This window comes from Novosphingobium sp. MD-1 (assembly GCF_001014975.1).
Lineage (GTDB): Bacteria > Pseudomonadota > Alphaproteobacteria > Sphingomonadales > Sphingomonadaceae > Novosphingobium.
In genome coordinates this window covers 1-22538 of the sequence record NZ_BBXA01000029.1, presented here as the reverse complement: position 1 = coordinate 22538, position 22538 = coordinate 1, and the positions used below count along the sequence as shown (strand labels likewise).

The window sequence follows — 22538 nt, the reverse complement described above, 5'->3', positions numbered from 1 at the left end:
TTGTTCCGCCGAATCCCCTACTCTCGCAACCGCTACTGGGGAGTGTGGACATGCGTGGCAAGAGGCGGATCGCGATCTGGGCCGGGGTGGCGGGGTTGGCTCTGCTGGCGGGTGCCGGGCCGGCCGGCGCCAGTTCGGACTATTCGTGCGATCCGGTCTGGGCGCTTTCCGATAGCGGTTTCAGTTGCGGCAACCGCGCCTTGCTGGCGCCGGGCAATGATACGCGCGTCAACCTGTTCCTGTTGCGCCGGACAGCGCCGGTGGGCAAGGCCATCGCCTATGCCAAGCCCACTTGGGAGGAGCGCGGCTTCGGTCACAGCTTCTTCGGCTGGCACACCTTGCGCGACACTTACGCGGGGCGTAGCGGAGCGGAAGAGGCCGCTTCGGAGGATCAGCCGCTCAATTCCCGTTGCAACAGCGCGGCGTCCGGGCAGACGGCTTTCGAGGCCGCTCTCGCCGCCGCCAAGGGCATTCCCGAAGGCGAGCGCACAGCGCTACGCGGCGCGCGCGCAACCCTGGCGGAAAAGTGCTCCGAGATCAGCGATCATGCCGACGCTGCGCTCGACATGGCCTGGCGCGGGCAGGTCTCCAGCGCATCGGGGCGCGAATTTGCCGGATATCTCGACGCGGCCACCGCCTTCTACGTCGGTCAGTGGGACAAGGCGCGCGACGGGTTCGCCGCACTGGCCGGCGCGCGCGATCTGTGGGTCGCTGAAGCGGCGGCCTATATGGCGCTGCGCGTGGAACTGAACGCGGCGCAGGCCGCCAGCTTTGACGAATATGGCGACTTCACCGGGCCGGAGAAGGTGGACAAGCCCGCGCTCCAGCGCGCCCGCGCCGCCATCACCACCTATCTCAAGCGCTATCCCAAAGGCCGCTATGCGGATTCGGCACGGGGTCTCGACCGGCGCGCGCTGTGGCTATCGGGCGATCTGGCGGGGCTTGGCCGCGAATACGAACGGCTGCTCCAGGCGCTCCCGCCGGACAGCCCGGAACTGGCGACATTGATCCAGGAAATCGACAACAAGCTCATCCTCCAGAAAAACGCGGAAGCGGCAGTCGACAGCCCGATGCTGCTGGCCGTGATCGATCTCATGCGGATGCGGCAATTTGACGGCGAGGAGCAACCGCCGCTGAGCGCCGCCGCGCTGACGGCCCAGAAGGGGCGCTTTGCCGCGCGTCCCGATCTCTACACTTATCTCCAGGCCGCCCATGCCTTCTACATCGCGAAGGACAATACCAAAGCCGCGGCGCTGCTGCCCGATCGCGCGCAGCAGCCGGCCAGCGTGCCGCTAGCGTTCAGCGCGCGGATGCTGCGGGGCATGGCACAGGCGGGTAGCAATGGCGAGATGGGTTACTGGCAGGCGCTGATCGGCGCGGCGTCCGATCCCTATCAGCGTCCGCTGGCCGAACTGGCGCTGGCGCTGGCCTGGCAGAAGGCAGGCCGGTTCGAGGCGGTGTTCGATGCGAACTCGCCCGTGCGCGACGATCGCATCCGCGAACTGCTGCTGATGCGGCTGGCCAGCGCCGATCTGCTGCGCCGCTTCGCCATCGATCCGGCATCGTCCCCGCATCCGCGCCAGATCGCGCTGTTCACGCTGCTGCACAAGGACCTGACGCAAGGCCACTATGCCGATTTCGGCCGCGATCGCGCGCTGGTGCCGGCGGATGCGGGCAACGAGCTTTCGATCTGGGACTTCGGCACGGGGGACACGGTGCCGGTCGGCGTGTTCACCAAGGGCAAGTGGTCGGGCGAACTGGCCTGCGCCGCACTGGACGCCACCGCCGGGCAGCTTGCGCAGAATCCGGCCAATGTCCGCGCGCGGCTGTGCTTGGGCGAGTTCTGGCGGCTGAACGGGTTCGATCGCTTCACCACGCTCGATCCGGTGGAAGCCAACGGCACGCTGGCCTCCGGCCCCGGCCGCTTTGCCGGCGCGGTGCTGACGCGCAGCGCCATCTACGCGGCGATCATCGCCAACCGGCAGGCGGCGGCGGACGAGCGTTCCTACGCGCTCTACCGCGCGATCCGCTGCTACGCGCCGGCGGGCATCAGCGATTGCGGCGGCGAGGAGGTTCCGATCGCCCAGCGCAAGGCGTGGTTCGACCAGTTGAAGCGCGAATACCCGAACAGCCAATGGGCCCGCAGCCTGCGCGTCTATTGGTGAGGGCGCGCGGGATCGGCCGCGCTTTCGGCGCGCTGCTGCTATGCTGTGGCCTGCTGGCCGGTTGCGGCAAGCGGCCCGAGCAAGAGCGGCAGCCGCCCGGGCGTGTGGACGCGGCGCAACACGATGCCTTTTTCCTGTGGGCGGGCGTGAAAGCGCCGGAGGTGCTGGCCAAAGCCAGGACGATCTACCTGCTCGATGGCGAAGTGCGCGCCGGCAGCCCCGCACGGTTCGTGCCGCTGCGGCCGGCGGTGCCGCACGTCCACCACGCCGAGATCTGGCTGGTGGTCCGGCTCGAACGGCTGGACTGGGAGGAACCGGTCTGGCGACGGGTGCTGGCCGATCTTGACCGGTGGCAGACGGCGGGCAACCGGTTGGCCGGGCTGCAACTCGATTTCGATGCGCGCACGCGCGGGCTCGATCGCTACGCCGCGTTCCTCGCCGAAGCGCGGCGGCGGCTGCCCCGGCGCTACAAGCTGTCGATCACCGGCCTGATGGACTGGAGCGCGGGCGGCGATCCGGCGGCGCTGGCCGCGCTGGGCAGCGTGGTCGATGACGTGGTGCTGCAAACCTATCAGGGACGGCGCACGGTGCCGGGCTACGAAGCCTATCTCCGCTCGCTGGCGCGCCTGCCCTTCCCCTATCGGCTGGGTCTGGTGGAAGGCGGCGCATGGCGCGCCCCACCCGCACTGGCGCGCGATCCCCATTTCCGGGGCTATGTGGTGTTCCTGCTACCGCGCTGAACGGCGCGCGGTCAGAACCGGCGCGCCACCGCGAACTCGGCCGCCTCGATCATCGCGGCCTTGGCCTCGCTTGCCGGAAACGCGGCGATCGCGTCGATCGCCCGCTGGGCATAGTGCCGGGCGCGTTCGCGCGTGGCGAGCACCGCGTCATGCTTGCGGATCAGCGCGATCGCGTGGGCCAGATCGGCATCGCCCGTGCGGTTGCCAGCAATCGCATCGCGCCAGAACGCCCGCTCCTCGTCCGAACCGCGCGCATAGGCCAGGATCACCGGCAGGGTCATCTTGCCGTCGCGGAAGTCGTCGCCCTGGTCCTTGCCCATCTCGGCCGCGTCGGAATCGTAGTCGATCGCGTCGTCGGTCAACTGGAACGCGATGCCAAGGTAGCGGCCGTAGGCTTCCAGCGCCAGTTCGTCCGCCTCGGGCCGTTCGGCAACCACGGCGGCGATACGGCAGGCGGCGGCGAACAGCGCGGCCGTCTTGGCGCTGATGATGGCGAGATAGCGTTCCTCGGTGGTTTCGACCTGCCGCTGTGCGGTCAGCTGGTCAACCTCGCCCTCCGCGATCACCGCCGAGGCGTTGGACAGGATGCGCAACACCCGGATCGAGCCGTCCTCGACCATCAGTTCGAACGAGCGGCTGAACAGGAAATCCCCGACCAGCACCGTCGCGGGATTGCCGAACACGATGTTGGCGGTCTTCTTGCCGCGCCGCAGGTCCGACCCATCGACGACATCGTCGTGCAGGAGCGTGGCGGTGTGGATGAATTCCACCGCAGCGGCCAGCTTGAAATGCCGCGCCCCGCCGTACCCGAGCAGCGCCGCGCTGGCGAGCGTGAGCATCGGACGCATCCGCTTGCCTCCGCCCGCGATCAGGTGGCCGGCCAGCGCCGGGATCAACGGAATGCGCGACTGCATCCGATCGAGAATCACGGCGTTGACGCTGTTCATGCCTTCGGCGACCAGCGACATCATCGGGGCGAGCGAAGGCTCCGCCTTGCGGGGAAGCGTATGGACGGTTGCAGTCATCGCCGTCCGATTGGCCGAGGGGCGGCGGCTTGGCAAGACGCAAGTTGCGCGTTAGCGCACGAACCACGCGGTTTCGCCGCGTGGGTTGAGCCGACAAACGACGAGGTGAGGGAATGAGCGACGATCCGGTGCTGGCAGGATTCCGCCAGAGCATCGACAACATCGACGCGGCGATGATCCACATTCTCGCCGAACGGTTCCGCATCACCCAGGCGGTCGGCGCGTACAAGGCGGAAAAGAAGCTGCCGGCCAGTGACCCCGGGCGCGAGGAACGCCAGATCGCGCGCCTGCGTGCCCTGGCGACAGATGCCAAGCTCGATCCCGAATTCTCGGAAAAGTTCCTGCGCTTCATCATCGACGAAGTGATCCGCCACCACGAACAGGCGGCCGCTGCCGGCTGAAGCCGGCGGATTTGACAAAGTCGCAGGCGCTTCGGCGGTCCGCTATCCGCCCGTTCCCGGAAACAGCACCACCAGCTTGTAATCCATCCGCTCCGCCGGCACGAAAGTATGCTGTTCGTAAGCCAGCGGGCCGTCGAGCGGATGGAGGAACGTGCGCTGCCCGCCTTCGCGCACGCTGACCGACTGGGCATCCCATAGTCGCCCGAACAGCGCGGATTCCGCCTTCATCTCCGCCACCAGTTGCGCCATCGCCGCATCGTCCAGAGCGCGGGCATAGTCGGCGCGGAATTCGGCCAGCAGCCGGGCGGCGCGGTCTTCCCAGTCTGGCAGGAGGATGCGTGCCGACGATTCGGTGAACGCATAGCGCAGCAGGTTCTTCTGCTTGCCCGGCCCCAGCCAGCCGCCGAACAGATGCTCCGCCGCCGCGTTCCAGCAGCAAGCGTTCCAAACCCTGTCGAGCCCGTAGGCTGGATGGGCCTGCGCCTCCACCAGCGCGCGGACCGATCCCGGCGCCTGCGGCATCGGCTCCGAGCGCGGCGCGTCGGGATCGCGCCGGCCTGCCAGTTCGAACAGATAACCGCGTTCCGCCGGGGTGAGCGCCAGCGCGGTGGCCAGCCGGGCCAGCGCTTCCGGCGAAACGCGGATGTCGCGCCCCTGCTCGATCCACGCGCACCACGTCACGCCGATTCCCGCCAGTGCGGCCAGTTCCTCGCGCCGCAAGCCCGGCGTCCGCCGCCGCCGCGTGGGCACGGACGGCGCGACCCGTTCGCGGTGCGACCGAATGAACCGTCCGAGAAGGCGGCGTTGTTCCTCGCTCAACATGGGTCACTTTATAACAGGATAAATGCATCCATTGTAACAGGGTAAAATGCATGCATTCTTGCGGGACAAGGAGAGCAAGAGATGACCCGTTCCCACGATGATCTGGTGCAGGACCAGTTCGGTCCCCGCGCCGACGCCTATGTGCAAAGCCCCGTCCACGCCGCCGGCGAGGATCTCGACGCGCTGGAAGCGCTGGCGGAACACGCACGCCCGCGCCACGCGCTCGATCTCGGCGCGGGTGGCGGTCATGTCGCCTATCGGCTGGCGCGCCATGCCGGGACGGTCATTGCCGCAGACCTGTCGACCGACATGATGGCCGCCGTGGCGGAAACCGCGCGCCGACGTGGCCTGGCGAATCTGGAGACCTGCGTCACGCCGGCCGAAGCCCTGCCGTTCGCCAACGCCGCGTTCGACTTCCTGGGCTGCCGCTTTTCTGCCCACCACTGGCGGGATTTCCACGCCGGGCTGCGCGAGGCGCGCCGCGTGCTGGAGCCCGGCGCAACCGCTGTGTTCATCGATGTGGTTTCCCCCGGTCCCGCCGCGCTCGACACACATCTGCAGGCCGTGGAACTGCTGCGCGACCCTTCGCATATCCGCGACTATACGGTGACCGAATGGGGCGAGGCGCTGACTGCGGCCGGCTTCCTGCTGCGCGCGGTGCAGACACGGCGGCTGCGCATGGACTATCCCTCGTGGGTAGAGCGGATGCGCACGCCGGAACCGCATCGCGCGGCGATCCGATCGTTGCAGGCGGGCGCATCGCGCGAATTGGCGGCCTATTTCGAGATCGAACCGGACGGTTCGTTCACGCTCGACACCGCGCAAATCGAGGTGGTGGCGGGGTAAGCTCCTCCGCCCAGCTTCAGGCTTCCCCTCCTCCCCCGAGGAGAAGGGAGCCTATTCGTCCATCGGAACGCCGGGGAGCTGCTTGGCGGTGCGAATCGTCAGCGAGGTCTTCACGCTCGCCACGTTGGGGGCGGGCGTGAGCTTGCTGGTGAGGAATTCCTGGAAGCTTTGCAGATCGCGGCTGACGATCTTGAGAATGAAATCGATCTCGCCATTGAGCATGTGGCATTCGCGCACTTCGGCAAGGCCGCGCATATGCTCCTCGAACTGGCGCAGCGATTCCTCGGCCTGGCTCTTGAGGCTGACCAGTGCGAAGACGGTGATCGAGAAACCCAGCTTGGACGCATCGAGATCGGCATGGTAGCCGCGGACCCCCCCCGCCTCTTCCAGCGCACGCACCCGGCGCAGGCACGGCGGGGCGGTAAGGCCCACGCGCTGCGCCAGTTCGACGTTGGTTACCCTGCCTTCATCCTGCAGTTCGGCGAGAAGCCGGCGGTCAATCGCATCCAAAGTTGCCATGCCTATAGCATCCCGATCGTCACCACATGAATCCATGCCAGGTGCGGTAATTTTCCACACCTAATCCAGGGGCGGGTGATAATTTTATTGTTTCATATCGCAATCGTCCCACAATGCAACGCGGTCGATGATGCCGCTTCCCGATCCGCCACGATTTGTTAGGGTCTGACGCTGTAGCTGGCCGTTCTCCGGTCCGCGGGGGGCCAATCGGAGCAGGAATGATCGTCGATGACCGCCTTGATACCGTGCTGCGTACCGTCGCGGCCGGGCCGACGGCGGCGCGAACGCAGTTCCTGCAGCTGGTGGACCTGCTGCGGCGCGAGGACGCGCGCGGCGCAAAGCGGCATGATTCCGCGCTGGAACGCCTGGATTCGCTCGCCATCCTGCTCGACGAGGACGAACGCGCCACGCTGCTGCGCCAGACCCGCCTGACCGATGCCGCGCTGGTCGCGCGCTTTGCCGCGCAGGAACCACGCGTGGCGCTGGCCGCGATCGGATCGGCGCGCCTGCCCGAACAGGCCTGGCTGGATCTGATCCCCACGCTGCCCGTGCAGGCGCGCGGATTTCTGCGCCACCGGCGCGATCTGGGCGCAAACGTGGAAGCGCTGCTGGCGCGGCTGGGGATCGACGATTTCGGCCTGCCGCAGCCCGATGGCTATCATGCGCTTCCCGCCACGCCCGCGCAGACCAGCGAGTCCGGCGTTTGGTCGATCGACGAGGCCGCCGACGAACGGATCGCCGTCCTGACGCCAGCGGCGCGCACTCCGCCCCCATCCCCTGAAACGGACGGGCAGCCCGGTCGCAACGAAGGCATCGGTGCGATCGTCCGACGGATCGAGGCATTCCGCCGCAACCGCGATGCGGCCGCAGGGCCGGCCGATCCCACGGCGCCGCATCTGCCCTTCAGCGACGAGGCGCGCGCTACGGCGCCCCCCCGCATCACCGCTATCGACCTGCGCTGCGATGCCTCGGGCGGGATCGTCCAGGCGGGGCTGCAAGCGGGCGCCGGGCTTGGCCCGATGCTGGTGGGCTTTCGTCCGTTCACGACCGAACCGGGCGCGCCGGCGCGCTGCGACGCCGCCACCGTCCGCGCGGCGGAAAAGCATGTGCCGATCATCGCGGGGCGGATGGAACTGACAGGTTCGCCGCTGATCGCCGGGGCCTGGCGAATCGACGCCGCGCCGCTGTTTTCCGGGGATGGAGGGCGCTTCACCGGCTATCACGCGCTGCTGCGCCGGCCGGCCGCGCTTCAAGCCGCTGGTGCGGATACGGCGTCCGGCCGCCCCGCCAACGACGATGTGCCCGACGGCAGCGCCGATCGGCTGCGGCAGGTGCTGCACGAACTGCGCACGCCGATCAATGCGATCCAGGGCTTTGCCGAGCTGATCCAGCAACAGCTTTTCGGCGAAACCCCGCACCAGTACCGGGGGCTGGCCGCCAGCATCGCCGCCGATGCAGCCCGGATGCTGGCGGGGTTCGAGGAAATCGAACGGCTGGTGAAGCTGGAAAGTGGCAGGCTGGAAAGCGAACCGGGCGAGACCGACCTTGCCGAACTGGTCGGGCGGTTGCTGAAGCAACTGGAGCCGGCAACCGTTTCCCGGCAGATACGGCTGAGTTACGCCCGGCCGGACGCGCCGGTCCCCGTGGGCGTGGCGAAGATCGAGCTTGAGCGCATGATCTGGCGCGTGTTCTCGGTCCTGGCCGCCTCCGCCGCGCCGGGCGAACGGCTTGCCACCACGCTGAGCGAGGAAAACGGTGCGGCGGTGCTGGCCCTGCCGCTGACCGCCTCGCTTGCGCTGCACGACGACGAGACGCTGTTCGCACCGGATCAGGGGCGCGGCGGCGTCCAGCCCGTTTCGGCAATGCTGGGCCACGGCTTCGCGCTGCGCCTGGCCATGGCGGAAGCCCGCGCGGCGGGCGGACGACTGGAACGGCGCGGGTCCAAGATTATTGTTACCCTGCCCATCTTGACCCAGCCCGAACATGCACTTAGCGAACGGGGGGGTCCCGCTGCCGGCGCGGGTTGAAGCAGTCCGGTTCCCTCGGGGGGCAGCGTGGGCATGAAGACGATCCTGGACTTGCCGGCAGAGGCGGACATGGTCCGCTTTGCGGCCGACTTCGGGCAGCGCTTCATCGTCACGGTCGATACCGAAGAAGAGTTCGACTGGGGCCAGCCGTTCAGCCGCACCGGGTTCGGCCTGGACCACGTGCCCCATATCGCCGAATTCCAGACGTTCTGCGAAAGCTTCGGCGTCAACCCGATCTACCTGGTCGACTATCCCATCGCCACCGACCCGCGCGCGGCCGAGGTGATGGGTCGCCCGATCGCGGCAGGCAAGGCCGAAGCCGGGGTGCAACTCCACCCCTGGGTCAGCCCGCCCTTCGAGGAAACCGTCAGCGTTCACAACAGCTTCTCGGGCAATCTTCCGCGCGAGCTGGAACGGGCCAAGTTCAACACGCTGCGCGATGCGATCGAAACCGGGTTGGGTTCCACGCCGCGCATCTACCGCGCCGGGCGCTATGGCGTGGGGACTGAAAGCGCACGCATCCTGGCGGACGCCGGCATCGCCATCGACACCTCGGTCCGCGCGCTGTTCGATTACAGCTCGGGCGGCGGCCCCAACTTTCGCGATCACCCCCTGACGCCCTACTGGATCGATCGCGCCGCGAACCTGATGGAACTGCCGCTGACCACGGTGTTCTGGGGCATGTTGCGCAAGCAGGGCCGCACGCTCTATCCGATGCTGTGGCGAGTCCCGCGCCTGCGCGGCCTGCTCGCGCGCGTGGGCATGCTGGAACGTATCCCGCTGACGCCCGAAGGCGTAAGCGTGGACGAGGCGTTGAAAGGCGTGGACATCGCCATCGACGACGGCTTGCCGATCCTGGTGTTCTCGTTCCACAGCCCGTCGCTGTGCCCCGGCTACACGCCCTATGTCCGCGACGCCGACGATCTGGCGCAGTTCTACGACTGGTGGCGCACCGTCCTGACCTACCTCGCCCAGCGCGGGATCAGGCCCACGACGGTTCGCGAGATCACCGCCGCCGCCGGCTGACCCCGGCTTTGCACAGGATGGGCGCTCCACCCCGCCCAAGCCCGCCTTGCCAAGACCGCGCCTCCCCTCTAACGCCTCCACCGGGGTCGGGCCTGTAGCTCAGCGGTTAGAGCTGGCCGCTCATAACGGCTAGGTCGCGGGTTCGAATCCTGCCGGGCCCACCACCCCACCCGCGCGCGGTCCCACCGGTCGCTGCCGCGCAGGGAATGGACGCGGCATTCCCGCTTGCGTCCACCGGCCGCCATCCCTAAGGGCAACCCGGTGTCGGGGAGTAGCGCAGCCTGGTAGCGCATCTGGTTTGGGACCAGAGGGTCGTAGGTTCGAATCCTATCTCCCCGACCACCTTTTCACCACCGCCATCCCGCCACGTTATTGTCCGGGCACCGTCCCTGGCCGCAGATAGGCGAACATGTGCGCGACGTAATCCGCCTTGCCGAGATCAACGCCGGCGCTGCGCAGGATCGCGTAGGCGATCATCACGTGGAAATAGAACTGCGGCAAGGTCCAGTCCCGCGCGTATTGTTCGGCGGTCAGGTCGAAGATCATTCCATTGGGCAGGCCGTGCGCCAGCGCCCGTCCGGCCGCGGCATCGAGCGCTGCCGTATCGACGCCATCGAGAAACGCGAGGGTTTCGGCGATCCGGTCTTGCGCTTCAGCGAGCGAACCCGGCTGCTCCCCGGCGTTGCGCCCTTCGTTCAGCAGCGTAGCGACGATCGGCGTAAACGCCTCGTCGCCGAGACGGAACACTCCTTCATAGGCCTGCACGCAGGCGAAACGGATCTGCGTGGCGAGCGGAAACATGTCCGGCGCAAGCCGAGCGGACAGAAGTGCCTCCCCCCCATCAGCCGACAACTGCGAGCGTGCCTTGTCCAGCCAGCCGGATAGCGCGCCAAGCATCTGCCGGTATGTCGGCACCACGAGACTGGCTAACGTCATGAAAAGTCCTTTCCGCGGGAGAATGCCCGATGACGGCATCATACGGCCATCCGCACCCACCGTCGATCAGCCAGGCAAAGCCTGCGTCTGGCGCAACGCCTCGCCCAGCGCGAGCGCTGCCGACGAAGCAAGGTTCATCGAGCGAACCTGCGGCCGCATCGGAATGCGCACGCGCGCCTGGCAGGCATCGGCAACCGTCACAGGCACCCCGGCGCTTTCCTTGCCGAACAGCAGGATATCATCGGGCGCGAAGGCGAAATCGTAGACCGATTGGCTGGCCTTGGTGGTGAACAGCACCAGCCGATTTGATCCTGCGGTCTCCCTGAAGGCATCGAACCCGGCGTGGCGCGCGATGGAAACATGATCGATATAGTCCATGGCGGCCCGGCGCACGCGGCGATCATCCCACACGAAACCCATCGGCTCGATCAGGTCCACGGCCACGCCCAGGCACGCACCAAGCCGCAGCACGGCGCCGACATTCCCCGCGATTTCCGGTTCAAAAAGGGCTATACGCATTCCGGCTGATTGGCGCCGGCGCGCACGCCATGCAAGCCCTCAGCGTGCACCGGGTATAAGCAGGATTGCATTGGCATCGCGCCGCGCATGAGTATGGTCGGCGCATCATCCGGATCATCCTGATCCGGCCATCGTCACGCCCAAACCACTGGAACACCATGCCCGCAAGCTCCACCTGCCGCTCCGCCCTTCTCGGCCTGATCGCCGCCTGCACCGCGCTGACGGCGCCCGCGTTCGGCGCGACGCCGGCAACGCAGGACTACCAGGCCCGCGTCGCGCGCGTCCTGCGGGCGACACCACTGATCGACGGGCACAACGACTGGCCGGAAACGCTGCGCGAACGCGAAGGGGACAAGCGCTGGACGATCGACCTGACCGACCTGTCCAAGAGCCCGGAGGCCTACAACACCGACATCGTGCGCCTGCGCAAGGGCATGGTCGGCGGGCAGTTCTGGTCGGTCTATGTCTCGGCCAATCTGCCGGGCCAGCAGCAGGTCGAGGAGACGCTCGAGCAGATCGACCTGGTGAAGGCGATCGTCGCCCGGTACCCGGAAACCTTCGCGCTGGCACGCACGGCGGCGGACGTGCGCCGCGCGCACGCGGCCGGCAAGATCGCCTCGATGATCGGCGTCGAGGGTGGCGGGCAGATCGACGGCAACCTTTCCATCCTGCGAACCTATGCCGCGCTGGGGGCCGGTTACCTGACGCTGACGCATTCGCGCACGATCGAATGGGCCGATTCCGCCACCGACAATCCGCAGCACGATGGGCTGACGCCGTTCGGCGAACAGATCGTGGCGGAACTCAACCGGCTGGGGATGCTGGTCGATCTCAGCCACGTGAGCGAAGCGACGATGCGCGATGCGCTGCGCGTGTCGAAAGCGCCGGTGATCTATTCGCATTCGGGCGCGCGCGCCGTGGACGACCATCCGCGCAATGTCTCGGATGAAACGCTGAAGCTGGTGGCGGCGAACGGCGGGGTGGTCATGGTCAACTACGCGCTGCCCTATGTCTCGGACGCCTATCGGCGCTGGGCGGCGGATTCGGCGGCGGAAAAGACCCGTCTGAACGCGCCGCCGTTCGGCGGGCTGGACATCGGCCAGCCGGAAAAGGCTGCGGCCGACTATGCCGCCTGGCTCAAAGCGCACCCCGCCCCGCGCGTGACGCTGGCCGAAGTGGCCGACCATATCGAGCATATCGCGAAAGTGGCCGGCGTGGACCATGTTGGCCTGGGATCGGATTTCGACGGCGTGGGCAACCAGTTGCCGGAGGGACTTGAGGACGTCTCCACCTATCCCGCGTTGCTGGCCGAACTGATGCGACGCGGCTGGAGCGATGCCGACGTGGCCAAGGTGGCCGGCGGCAACGTGCTACGCGCGATGGAACGCACGGAGCAGGTCGCAAAAACCATGAAATAGCGGCAGCTTGCCTGGCGTCGGGACCCGTTACGGGGACCGCGACCAATTGCGACAATTCAGGCGCGGTCCAGCAAAGCTCTGACACAACTATGCCGTAGCCCGATTGCGGACCAGGACGCGCGCGCCGTGAAGGCGGGCGCGACCGAATATCATCTGGGAGTACCATGCAGCGTTCCTTTCCGACCGGCCTGTGGCTGGCCACCACCATCCTGTCGCCCGTGCCCGCGCTGGCACAGTCCGGCGCGCCCGAACCGGCACAACCGCCAGCTCGGGCACCAGCTCGGGCGCCCGCTCAGGCACTCGGGCAGCAGGCGGCGGATGAAGGCGAGGAAGAGATCGTCGTGCAGGGCCAGAGGCCGCGCGGCAGCGTGATCGGCGACATCAAGCCCGAACTCACCTTCAACGGCGGCGATATCCGCGCCCTGGGCGTCAGCAGCATCAACGATCTGCTGACCGAACTCGGCCCGCAGCTGGCCAGCACGCGCGGCGGCTCGCCGGTGATTCTGTTGGAAGGCCGGCGCGTCTCCAGCTTCCGCGAAATCGCGACGATCCCCGCCGAAGCGATCCAGCGCGCCGAAGTGCTGCCCGAGGAAGTGGCGCTCAAGTATGGCTATTCCGCCAACCAGAAGGTGCTGAACATCGTGCTGCGGCGGCGGTTCAAGTCGATCACCGTGGAAGGCAAGGACAAGTTCACCACCGATGGCGGGGCGAACAACCCGGAAATCGAACTGGGCCTCCTCACCATCCGCCGCAACGGCCGCCTGAACCTCAACCTCGATTACGAGAACACGGCGGCGCTCGCCGAAAGCCAGCGCGGGATCACCACCAGCACCGGGGGCGACACCCGGCGCTCGCTTGCTCCCTCGGACGAGCAACTGACACTGACGGCGACTTATGCGCATACGTTCTCGCCCAAGGTCAGCGCCAGCCTGAACGGCGAGATGACGGTGGATCGTCAGCATTCGCTGATCGGCGCGTCGACCACCCCGGACCTCGACGTGTTCCAGCGCACCGCCAAGGATCTGTCGCTGCACCTCGGCTCGACTGTGAACGCAGACTTCCGGGGCCTGCACAACACGCTGACGACCACTTACGACCACGACGAAGGCCGCACGATCAGCGTGCGCGGCGTGCCGGCGGACGTGGCCCGCAGCACGACCGACACGGTAACGGCGGACCTCACCTCGAACGTCACGCCCTATCGCCTGCCGGCGGGCGACATCTCGGTGACCGCGCGGCTGGGCGGCACGTTCAACAGCTTCGGATCGGAGGCCTTGCGCGCGCAGGTGACACAGCAGAAAGCCGATCTCGACCGCACCACCGGACTAGCCTCGCTGAGCGTCGACGTCCCGGTGTTCGACAGCCCCTCACCGTTCCTGGGCCGGCTCTCGGTGAACGGCAACGTGCAGTTGCAGACCCTGTCCGACTTCGGCGGGCTGACCAGCTATGGTTATGGCGCGACATGGACGCCGCGCCGCGAAGTGAGCCTGATCGCCTCGTTCGCATCGACGCAAAGCGCGCCGACGATGCAGCAGATCGGCAACCCTCAGATCCCCACTCCGCAGGTGCCGGTGTTCGATTACACCACCGGGCAGAGCGTGCTGGTCACGCGGGTGAGCGGGGGCAACACCGCGCTGCTCAGCGCCGAAAAGCGCGAATGGCGGCTGGGCCTGACGCTCAAGCCGTTCACCGGCAAGGACATTACCTTCTCGGTCGATTACAACCACGCCAGCACCGACAAGGGCATCATGGCCCTGCCCGCGCTGACCGCGGCGACGCAGGCCGCCTTCCCCAGCCGCTTCATCCGCGACGATGACGGCAACCTGATCCGCATCATCGGCACGCCCGTGAACATCGACCGGCAGGAAAGCGGCGTCCTGCGCTGGGGCTTCAACTTCTCGAAAGCGCTGAAAACCCCGAAAGCGCAGGCCGACGCGATGCGCGCGGCGTTCATGCGCGCCTTTGCCGAACGGCAACGCCGGGCGGAGGGAGCCGGCGCACCGCCTCCGCCGCCGCAGGACGGCTTCGGCGGCGGCCCTCCTCGCGGCGAAGGCGGTCCTCCGCGCGGGTTCGGCGGTCCGGGTGGGCGCGGCCCGGGCGGACCAGGCGGCGGCAACCGCCTCACCTTCGCGGTCTATCATTCGGTGCATCTGACCGAGACGGCACGCCTTGCCGCCGGACAGCCCACGATCGACCTGCTGAACGGCGGCACGATCGGCAGCCAGTCCGGCCAGCCGCGCCATGAAGTGGAAGTGCAGGCCGGCATTTCGCACAGCGGATTCGGCCTGCGCCTGACGGGCCAGTGGCAAAGCGCGACGCGCGTCGTCGATCCATCGGGCACGCCCAGCGCCAACCTGCACTTCGGAAGCCTCGCCACGTTCAACCTGCGGCTTTTCGCCAACCCGTCCCAGGTGCCCGGCCTGATCGGCAAGCACCCGTGGATGCGGGGCATGCGGGTGAGCCTGGCCGTGAACAACCTGCTTAACACGCGCCAGAAAGTAACCGACGGCACGGGCGCAACGCCCTATGCCTATCAGCCTGCCTATCTCGATCCGCTGGGCCGGACCGTGATGATCAGCGTGCGCAAGCTGTTCTTCTGAGGCGGCCGGTCAAAGCATCGCGGAAAGGGCCGGGCTGAGCCATTCGCCCCCGTCGCGCGCGATCAGGCGCGCGGCGAGGCCCTCCCGCGCGGCCAGATCCCTCGCCTCCGCGATGGGGACCGCGCCCAGCGCACTTGCCCAGGCGTCGGCCATCATGCAGGAGGGGTGCAGCACGCTGACGGCACTCGCCGCGCCGATCGGCACATGGCCGGTACGCGGATCGAGCGTATGCGCGCCGCGCAGGTAATCGCCCGAAGTCGCCACCGCCAACTGGTGCAGCGCCACGCGCAGCGGCGGCAGAGCGATGCCGGCGGGCGTCTCCAGATCGACCCACCACGGATCGCCATCGGGGCGCATCCCGGCCCCCACGCATTCGCCGCCGACTTCGACAAGCGCATGGGCGATGCCAGCCCGCGCCAGCAGGTCGGCCACGGCATCGGCGGCATAGCCCTTGGCCACGCCCGACAGGTCGAGCCACAGTCCGCCCGGCTGGCGCAAGCGGGCTGGTGCTCCCTGCCCCGTCCGATCCAGCGCGAGGCGCCGCCAGCCGGAAGCCGCCAGCGCCTGCGCGATCGTGGCCTCGTCGGGTGGCGCGTCCGGCCGGCGTGGCCCTAGCCCCCAGACGTCGGTGAGCCGGCCCAGCGCGGGATCGAAGGCCCCTGCCGACCGTTCCGCCACCAGCAGCGCCGCATCCATCACCGCCGCGAAATCAGACGGCAGCGCAGTCCAGCTTCCCGGCGCGGCGCGGTTGTAGCGGCACAGCAGCGACGACGGCTCCCAGTGGCTCATCTCCGCCACGATCCCGTCGAGGCGGGCCTGGACGCGCGCCGCCAGCACCGCGGCATCGTATCCCGCCGGCAGCGCCACGCGGACACGCCAGCGCGTGCCCATGGTGGCGCCCTCCCAATCGACCACGGGCGCGCTCGGGTCGAGCCGCGCCAGCGCCGTTTCATCGATCCGTTCCGGCACGGCGATCCGTATGCTCGCCGGAACGGTCGATGCCGCGATGGTCACGGCGCCACGACTTCCAGCGTCGCGGTATAGGTCAGGCGGCGCTTGGTCGCGCGCGGCGCGGTGGGCTTGTCATCGGTGAGGCTGGCGTTCACCCAATAGAAGCCCGCGACCGGCCACTTGATGGTGACCACCCCGTCCGCCCCGGTCGTCAGCGCCTGGGCATGATCGCCATCGCGGAAACGCTGGGCATTGGGCACGAATTCGACCTTGAGACCGGTCGCCGGCTTGCCATCGACCAGGAAGCGGAACTTCCCCGGCTCGGTGGTGACGAGATCGTCAGGGTGCGTGACCGGCACCATTTCCAGCCCCTTGCCCGTGGCCTGGAGCACGGTCTGCGTCGGTTCGCCGGCCGTGACGAAGAACTCGTTACGGCTCTGGTTCTGGGTGAGATCGAGATCGGTCGCGCCCGCCGGAATGTCGGCCACGCTGGCGACGATATGCGCGGGATCAATCATGCGGCGCGGCCCGCCGCCCTCGCCCCCCGGACCGCCGGGACCGCCGGGACCGCCCGGACCACCGCCCGGACCACCAGCGGGCGGCATCGGCGGGCGGTTGCCGCTCTCGGCGCCCATGCCAGGGCCTCCAGCAGCGGGACCGCCAGCACCGGGACCACCCGGGCCGCCCGGACCACGCCGCCGGCCGACCATCCAGTCCTCGCCATTGACCTTGAACCTGCCCATCACGGCATCCATCGTGGTGCCGATCCGCCAGGTTCCGGGCTTGTCGATCAGCACGTCGAACGAGCTGCGATAGCGGCCGCGCGCGACGTTCTCGATCTTGCCGGTCGTGCCGTCGGGCGCCTGCACCTGCACCGCATCCACATTCAGCGGCGCATGGTTGGCGACGAACGGCACGGACGAGGTGGCGGCATCGACCGTGATGCCCTGGTTGGTATCCGACAACACGGTGAGCGAGGGCAGGAACCAGGCGTCATGTGCCTGCGCGGGCACGGCGAAGGCCAGCGAGCCCACCGCCAGCAGAAGGGTCTTGTTCAACATCGATCGCTCTTTCAACGGACGGTGACGGAAACGGCGCCCAGTTCGGAACGCCCGGTGGCCGAGGCATCGCGCACCGGCACGGACAGTGGCACGGAGACCAGTTCCCGCCCGCCGCTCTCGCGCGCCGCCTCGACATGGACGACATAGGCGCCGGGGCGCAGATCGGCCGGCAGCGGAATACGGTAGGCGCCCGGCGCGCGGGTGGCGCCGCTGACGCCATCGGCGGCGAGGTTCAGGCTGCGGCCGCCCTTGCGCCACCAGGTGCGCAGATCGGCCAGCCACTTGGTGCCCGGCTCGTTGCCCTTCTTCTTCACGTCGTACCACACCGCCAGCGTGCGCGCCGGACCGCCGGCGGCCGGCTCGATCCAGGCCGCGACATAGGGCTTGTGGTATTCGGCGACCGAAAGGCGCGGGACGGTGACCGTCAAGGTGCCGGCACTGGCCGGGGAGGCCACGACACCGGCCACGAGGATCAGGCTTTTTCGCATGGGCGTGAACAGTCCTTCAGTGGATGAAAAAGAGAGCGATGACGAGCGGGATCGCCGTGCCGAGCGCGACCAGCGGCCAGGTGGAGGGCCGATGCCGCGCGTGAAGCTGGAGCAGCAACAGGCCGGTGAGCGTGAAGATCACGCAGGCGGCGGCGAACACGTCGATGAACCAGAACCACCCAGCCCCGGAATTGCGGCCCTTGTGCAGATCGTTGAAATAGGAAACCCAGCCGCGATCGGTGCGCTCCGACGTCACTTCCCCGGTCTGGCGATCGATGCTGACCCAGGCATCGCGCCCCGGCCCCGGCAGGGCGACATAGACTTCATCGTCGTTCCATTCGGCGGCATGGCCCCGCACGTCGAGCCCCACCAGACCGACCACGCTGGCCGCCACGGGTTCGGGCACGGGCGCGTCCTTGCGCGCGCCGGCTTCCAGCGCGCCGCGCAGGGCGGGTGGCAGCGTGGCCTGGCGCGAGACGACTTTCGGAGCGGCGCTGATCGAGCTGGCGTGGTTGAGCGTGATTCCGGTGATGGCGAACAGGAACATGCCCACCAGCGAGACGGCGGCGCTGATCCAGTGCCAGTTGTGCAATTGTCTGAGCCAGAACTGGCGCGCCTTGCGCGACTTGCGGCGCGGCGCGGCGGGTGACGGCGGAACGCCAGCACCTCCGGTATGCGGATCGCCTCCACCCTGCGCGCCGGTTTCCCGCTCGATAACCCGAATCCCGTCCAACGTTCCCTCCAGCCCGCCCGATTCCCAAGCACGGGCATACTAGCGCCTCGCGACGTCTGCGGCAGCCTTTGGCATTGTTGCGAATAATTATCAATAGAATTGACTCTGCGAATTAATCGCAATATCCGGGCCTTGAAATTCCAAACCAAGGGGGAAAATTTCCGTGACCAGAACAACGTCGACCGCATCGTTCCTCGCGCTCGGCTGCGTCAGCGCGCTGGCCTTCGCCGGCCCGGCCCAGGCGCAGGAAGCGGAACAGGGTCGCAAGCTGGGCGGCATGACCGTGACCGACACCGCGATCACCGAAGAGCCGGGCCGCACGCTGGAATCGCCCAAGCGCACGCGCCCCGTGCGCGATACGCCGCAGACCATCACCGTGCTGACCAGCGACGTGATCGAGCAGCAGAACCTGCTGACCCTGCGCGACGTGCTCTCCACCGTGCCCGGCATCACCTTCGGCGCGGGCGAAGGCGGCGGCGGCTATGGCGACAGCATCAACCTGCGCGGCTACAGCGCCAACAACGACATCACCGTCGACGGCGTGCGCGACAGCGCGCAGTACACCCGCTCGGATCAGTTCAACGTCGACCAGATCGAGGTGACCAACGGCGCCAACTCGGTGATCTCGGGCGCGGGCTCGGTCGGCGGCAACATCAACCTGATCACCAAGCGGCCCAAGGGCGATGACAGCGCGGTGTTCAGCGCGGGCATCGGCACCGACAACTACTATCGCGGCACCGTGGACGTGAACCGCCGCGTCAACGATCTGATCGCGTTCCGCCTCAACGCCATGGCGCACAGGAACGACGTGCCCGGCCGCGACGTGGAGGATTACAAGCGCTGGGGCATCGCGCCGGCCGTCACCATCGGGATCGACAGCCCGACGCGCCTGACGCTGCAATACTACCACCAGGAAGACACCAATATCCCGCAATACGGCGTGCCTTACTACGCCAGCGCCGGCGGCAAGCCGGCGGGCGTCAGCCGCTCGGGCTATTACGGGCTGCGCGGCGTGGACAAGCAGAAGATCAACGTCGACCAGTTCACCGCCACGTTCGAGCACGAATTCAGCGACAAGGTATCGATCCGCAATCTGGCCCGCTGGCAGGACGTGCGCCAGCTTTCCATCGCCACCGCGCCGCAGGGCACCTTCTGCCTGGCGAGCGGCGTGACTCCCGCGGGCGGCGCCTGCACCACTTCCGCTTCGGCAATCAGCCCGGTGACGGCGACCTCGTTCGGCGGCCCGGCCACGGTGGCGATCACCGTGCCCGCCGGATCGTACCTGCTGACCGGCCCCCAGGGCAACGTGCGCGACACGCGCAACCAGCTGATGTTCGACCAGATCGACCTGAAGGCGGTTTTCAATACCGCCGGGATCGAGCACACGCTGGACGTGGGCGCGGCGGCTTCCTGGGAAAAGTTCGAACTGTTCGGCGCATCTGCCCTGCGCAACGCCGACGGCACCAATCCCTATGACCGGACCACCACGGCGCGCCACCTGCTGTTCGGCAGCATCGCCGATCCCAACAGCGCCAACCTCTATACCGGGCCGATCAATATCACCCCCACCAGCTATCAGCGCGGCGAACAGACCAATTACGCGGTCTACGCGCTCGATACGCTCAAGCTCGGGCGTTATCTCGAACTCAGCCTCGGCGCGCGCTACGATCACGTATCGGGCAGCAACCGCACCGATGCGATCGCCGCCTTCAACGGGTCCGGCCCGTCCGGCACCGCCAGCGGCCCGATCGTCAGCTACAGCAAGGGCGATCGCCTGATCGGCGCGACGCTGCGCAACAGTGCCGACCTGTTCTCCTATCGCCTCGGCCTCACTTACAAGCCGGTGGAAGCGGTCAGCCTCTATGTCGCCTACGGCAACTCGCGCACGCCATCGAAAGCCTCGGTCAACGGCTCCTGCTCGACGGCGACGTGCAACATCTCGCCCGAATCCGCCAAGAACTACGAGATCGGCGCCAAGGCCGAACTGTTCGACGGCGGCTTGCTGGTCTCCGCCGCGGCGTTCCGCAACGAACGCGATCGCTACGCCGTCGCCTCGAACGATCCGATCGTGCCCGATCAGCAGCTTGATGGCCATTCGCGCGTGGATGGCATCGCGCTCAGCGCCTCGGGCCGGATCACGCCCAACTGGTCGATCACCGCGAACTACACCTATCTCAAGGGCAAGCTGATCCAGTCGGTATCGGACTTCTGCCTCGGCAATCCGGGCGCGAGCGGGTGCGCCAACAGCGCGGCCAATCCCGATCCCGGCGCGGGGTCCGAACTCGCCAACACGCCCAAGCATTCGGGCAGCCTGTTCACCACCTACGCCCTGCCGTTCGGCCTGACCGTGGGCTATGGCGCGACCTACCAGGGCAGCTTCGCCTTCGCCGCGCCGACGCTGGCCGCTCCCACCGTGCTGCGTTCGAAGGCCTACTGGGTGCATCAGGCCTATCTGTCCTACGCGATCACGCCGGAAATCTCCGCGCAGCTCAACGTCAAGAACTTCACCAACGCGCTCTATTACACGCGCATCCGCAACAACGGCTGGGCGACGCCGGGCGACGCGCGTTCGGCGGTGTTCACGCTGAACGTGAAGCTCTGATCCGATCCGCGCCGGATCGCACGCCACGTTATCCGGAGCGACCCCGCCGGCCCCTGCCGGCGGGGTTTGTCGTTTCGGGACAGGCGTGCGGCAACTTTGATCTGAATCATTGTTGATATGCATTTGCAACAGGCATGATATGCGAGTAATTCGCATTAAAGACAAAGTCCGTCGGATCGGCGCGAGTCACGGAGGCAGATCGTGTTGCACAATGCTGAAGGGCTGATCGCGGACGGTGATACCGTGCTTTCGTGGGACCAGGTCCACGCGGCGATGCAGGGCGATGCGCCGGCGAAGGCGCGAATGACGCTGGTTGCGTCCGGCACGCAGGCCGTCCTTTTGGGAGCGCCCGCCACCCCCCGCGCGCGCTATGGCGAAGGCCGCCGTTTCAGCACCCGCGCGCTCGTTATCACGGCGGCCGTGCATATCGCGGCGGTCGCCGGGCTGCTGACCGTGCAGCACCACGCCGCCAAGCATCAGGAAGATCGGCTGGTGGCCGTCACGCTCTCGCTCGCGCCGCCTCCCCCGCCGCCGCCGCAGGCGAAACAGCCGCCGCAGACCCAGCCCGTTCCCACCACGCAGCCGCTGCCCCAGATCGTGATCCCGCAAGTTGCCGCAACCCCGGCCGCGATCGATCCGCTGCCGCAGCCGGTGATCCAGCCGGGGCCGCCCACGCCGCCGGCTCCTCCCGCGCCGCCAGCCCCGCCCGCCGCGCCCAGCACGGTGCAGGGTGGCGATCTCGGCACGCGGATGGTCGCCGGCTCTCCCCCGCGCTATCCGTTGGAAAGCCGCCGCCACAAGGAACAGGGGACCGTGGTGCTCGCCCTGGTCCTGGGGCTGGATGGCGCGGTCGAACAGATTTCGGTCAGCAACAGCAGCGGCTTCCGCCGGCTTGACGATGCCGCGCTGTCCGCCGTGCGCAAATGGCGCTGGGAGCCGACCCTGCGCGGCGGGCAGGCGGTGAAAGTGCGCGGCGTCGTCGAAATTCCCTTTGTTCTGCAAGGCTGAAGGCAGCACTTTTTCATGCTTATTCCCGTTCCCGGCCTGCTGGATGCCGATGGCGTCGCGGCGGTCCGCTCCCTGATCGATCGCGCGGCGTGGATCGATGGCAACACCACGTCCGGCTACCAGTCGGCGCTGGCCAAGAACAACCTGCAACTGCCCGAAGAGGCGCCGGAAGCGCAGCAGGCGGGGCACATGATCCTGGCAGCACTAGGCGCCTCCCCGCTGTTCATCGCCGCCGCGCTGCCGCTGAAAATCTTCCCTCCGCTGTTCAACAGCTATGCCGGCGGGCAGGCCTTCGGCACCCATGTCGACAATGCCGTGCGTATCCAGAAGGAGACCAACTTCCGCGTGCGATCGGACCTGTCGATGACGGTTTTCCTGGAATCGCCCGAGGACTACGACGGCGGCGAACTGACCGTGGAAACGCCGTTCGGCGTCCAGCAGGTCAAGCTGCCGGCCGGCCACGCGGTGCTCTACCCCTCGTCCTCGCTGCACCGCGTGGAACCGGTCACGCGCGGGCGACGGGTGGCGAGCTTCTTCTGGATCCAGTCGATGATCCGCGACGACGCGGCCCGCGCCAGCCTGTTCGATCTGGATCAGGCGATCCAGACGCTGGGGGCGACCGTGGGGCAGAGCGATCCTTCGATCATCCGC

The 22538-nt window shown here is 67.8% G+C and carries 20 protein-coding genes and 2 tRNA genes; 13 read left to right on the top strand and 9 right to left on the bottom strand.

Translation table 11 applies throughout. The features are described from left to right. Positions 1–50: 50 nt before the first annotated feature. Positions 51–2165, top strand: a complete 2115-nt coding sequence (locus NMD1_RS11640) for a hypothetical protein (RefSeq protein ID WP_125954880.1) — start codon at positions 51–53, stop codon at positions 2163–2165. Further along, on the top strand, positions 2162–2905 hold the full coding sequence (locus NMD1_RS11635; RefSeq protein ID WP_233497560.1) for a DUF3142 domain-containing protein: 744 nt from the start codon (positions 2162–2164) through the stop codon (positions 2903–2905). The genes NMD1_RS11640 and NMD1_RS11635 overlap by 4 nt, the downstream gene beginning before the upstream one ends. 11 nt (positions 2906–2916) lie before the next feature. Here the strand turns inward: NMD1_RS11635 and NMD1_RS11630 are convergent, their stop codons facing one another. Next, positions 2917–3930: a polyprenyl synthetase family protein gene (locus tag NMD1_RS11630; RefSeq protein WP_125954878.1), complete on the bottom strand. Its 1014-nt coding sequence runs from the start codon at positions 3928–3930 to the stop codon at positions 2917–2919. Positions 3931–4043: 113 nt separating this feature from the next. On the opposite strand from NMD1_RS11630, the gene NMD1_RS11625 reads away from it, so the two are divergent. Continuing rightward, positions 4044–4331, top strand: coding sequence for a chorismate mutase (locus NMD1_RS11625; protein ID WP_124807693.1), 288 nt, complete (start codon positions 4044–4046; stop codon positions 4329–4331). A gap of 42 nt (positions 4332–4373) precedes the next feature. On the opposite strand, the gene NMD1_RS11620 is transcribed toward NMD1_RS11625, so the two are convergent. Further along, positions 4374–5153, bottom strand: coding sequence for a helix-turn-helix domain-containing protein (locus NMD1_RS11620; protein WP_125954877.1), 780 nt, complete (start codon positions 5151–5153; stop codon positions 4374–4376). Positions 5154–5234: 81 nt separating this feature from the next. Between NMD1_RS11620 and NMD1_RS11615 the strand changes: the two genes are divergently transcribed. Next, entirely contained in the window at positions 5235–5999 is a 765-nt protein-coding gene (locus tag NMD1_RS11615; RefSeq protein WP_125954876.1) for a class I SAM-dependent methyltransferase, read from the top strand. A 51-nt stretch (positions 6000–6050) separates the two neighbouring features. Here the strand turns inward: NMD1_RS11615 and NMD1_RS11610 are convergent, their stop codons facing one another. Next, positions 6051–6518 carry an Lrp/AsnC family transcriptional regulator gene (locus NMD1_RS11610; protein ID WP_125954875.1) on the bottom strand — a complete coding sequence of 156 codons (468 nt, stop codon included), beginning with the start codon at positions 6516–6518 and terminating at the stop codon, positions 6051–6053. 218 nt (positions 6519–6736) lie between these two features. Between NMD1_RS11610 and NMD1_RS11605 the strand changes: the two genes are divergently transcribed. From NMD1_RS11605 to NMD1_RS11590, 4 genes are all read left to right on the top strand, one after another. Beyond that, positions 6737–8545: a HAMP domain-containing sensor histidine kinase gene (locus NMD1_RS11605; protein WP_125954874.1), complete on the top strand. Its 1809-nt coding sequence runs from the start codon at positions 6737–6739 to the stop codon at positions 8543–8545. Between the two features lie 33 nt (positions 8546–8578). Then, on the top strand, positions 8579–9571 hold the full coding sequence (locus tag NMD1_RS11600; RefSeq protein ID WP_125954873.1) for a polysaccharide deacetylase family protein: 993 nt from the start codon (positions 8579–8581) through the stop codon (positions 9569–9571). Between the two features lie 88 nt (positions 9572–9659). Continuing rightward, positions 9660–9735, top strand: a tRNA-Ile gene (locus NMD1_RS11595). A 101-nt stretch (positions 9736–9836) separates the two neighbouring features. Next, positions 9837–9913 (top strand) — tRNA-Pro (locus NMD1_RS11590). Positions 9914–9940: 27 nt separating this feature from the next. On the opposite strand, the gene NMD1_RS11585 is transcribed toward NMD1_RS11590, so the two are convergent. Together NMD1_RS11585 and NMD1_RS11580 are read right to left on the bottom strand one after the other, a co-directional pair. Continuing rightward, positions 9941–10507, bottom strand: coding sequence for a DUF1993 family protein (locus tag NMD1_RS11585; protein ID WP_125954872.1), 567 nt, complete (start codon positions 10505–10507; stop codon positions 9941–9943). A 66-nt stretch (positions 10508–10573) separates the two neighbouring features. Then, a complete protein-coding gene (locus NMD1_RS11580) occupies positions 10574–11026 on the bottom strand; it encodes a tRNA (cytidine(34)-2'-O)-methyltransferase (protein WP_124807700.1) in 453 nt (150 codons plus the stop codon). Between the two features lie 158 nt (positions 11027–11184). On the opposite strand from NMD1_RS11580, the gene NMD1_RS11575 reads away from it, so the two are divergent. Both NMD1_RS11575 and NMD1_RS11570 read left to right on the top strand, forming a co-directional pair. Next, positions 11185–12444 (top strand): dipeptidase, encoded by a 1260-nt coding sequence (locus NMD1_RS11575; protein ID WP_125954871.1) that lies wholly within the window; start codon positions 11185–11187, stop codon positions 12442–12444. A 164-nt stretch (positions 12445–12608) separates the two neighbouring features. Continuing rightward, entirely contained in the window at positions 12609–15044 is a 2436-nt protein-coding gene (locus NMD1_RS11570; protein ID WP_125954870.1) for a TonB-dependent receptor, read from the top strand. 9 nt (positions 15045–15053) lie between these two features. Here NMD1_RS11570 and NMD1_RS11565 read toward each other — a convergent pair whose 3' ends face one another. The 4 genes from NMD1_RS11565 to NMD1_RS11550 all read right to left on the bottom strand — a co-directional run bounded on the left by NMD1_RS11565 (position 15054) and on the right by NMD1_RS11550 (position 18277). After that, positions 15054–15935, bottom strand: coding sequence for an FAD:protein FMN transferase (locus tag NMD1_RS11565; protein ID WP_125955094.1), 882 nt, complete (start codon positions 15933–15935; stop codon positions 15054–15056). Positions 15936–16054: 119 nt separating this feature from the next. Beyond that, the gene (locus NMD1_RS11560) at positions 16055–17056 is read right to left on the bottom strand and encodes a DUF4198 domain-containing protein (protein WP_125954869.1); all 1002 of its coding nucleotides are present in this window, start codon (positions 17054–17056) and stop codon (positions 16055–16057) included. An 11-nt stretch (positions 17057–17067) separates the two neighbouring features. Then, on the bottom strand, positions 17068–17544 hold the full coding sequence (locus NMD1_RS11555) for a DUF2271 domain-containing protein (RefSeq protein ID WP_125954868.1): 477 nt from the start codon (positions 17542–17544) through the stop codon (positions 17068–17070). Between the two features lie 16 nt (positions 17545–17560). Then, positions 17561–18277 (bottom strand): PepSY-associated TM helix domain-containing protein, encoded by a 717-nt coding sequence (locus NMD1_RS11550; protein WP_255352098.1) that lies wholly within the window; start codon positions 18275–18277, stop codon positions 17561–17563. Positions 18278–18440: 163 nt separating this feature from the next. Here NMD1_RS11550 and NMD1_RS11545 point away from each other — a divergent pair, with 163 nt between their 5' ends. The 3 genes from NMD1_RS11545 to NMD1_RS11535 form a co-directional block, all read left to right on the top strand. Continuing rightward, positions 18441–20879: a TonB-dependent siderophore receptor gene (locus NMD1_RS11545; protein WP_125954867.1), complete on the top strand. Its 2439-nt coding sequence runs from the start codon at positions 18441–18443 to the stop codon at positions 20877–20879. 201 nt (positions 20880–21080) lie between these two features. Next, positions 21081–21887, top strand: a complete 807-nt coding sequence (locus NMD1_RS11540) for an energy transducer TonB (RefSeq protein ID WP_125954866.1) — start codon at positions 21081–21083, stop codon at positions 21885–21887. Between the two features lie 15 nt (positions 21888–21902). Beyond that, positions 21903–22538 (top strand): Fe2+-dependent dioxygenase (locus tag NMD1_RS11535; RefSeq protein WP_125954865.1); only part of this gene is annotated, 636 nt, incomplete at its 3' end.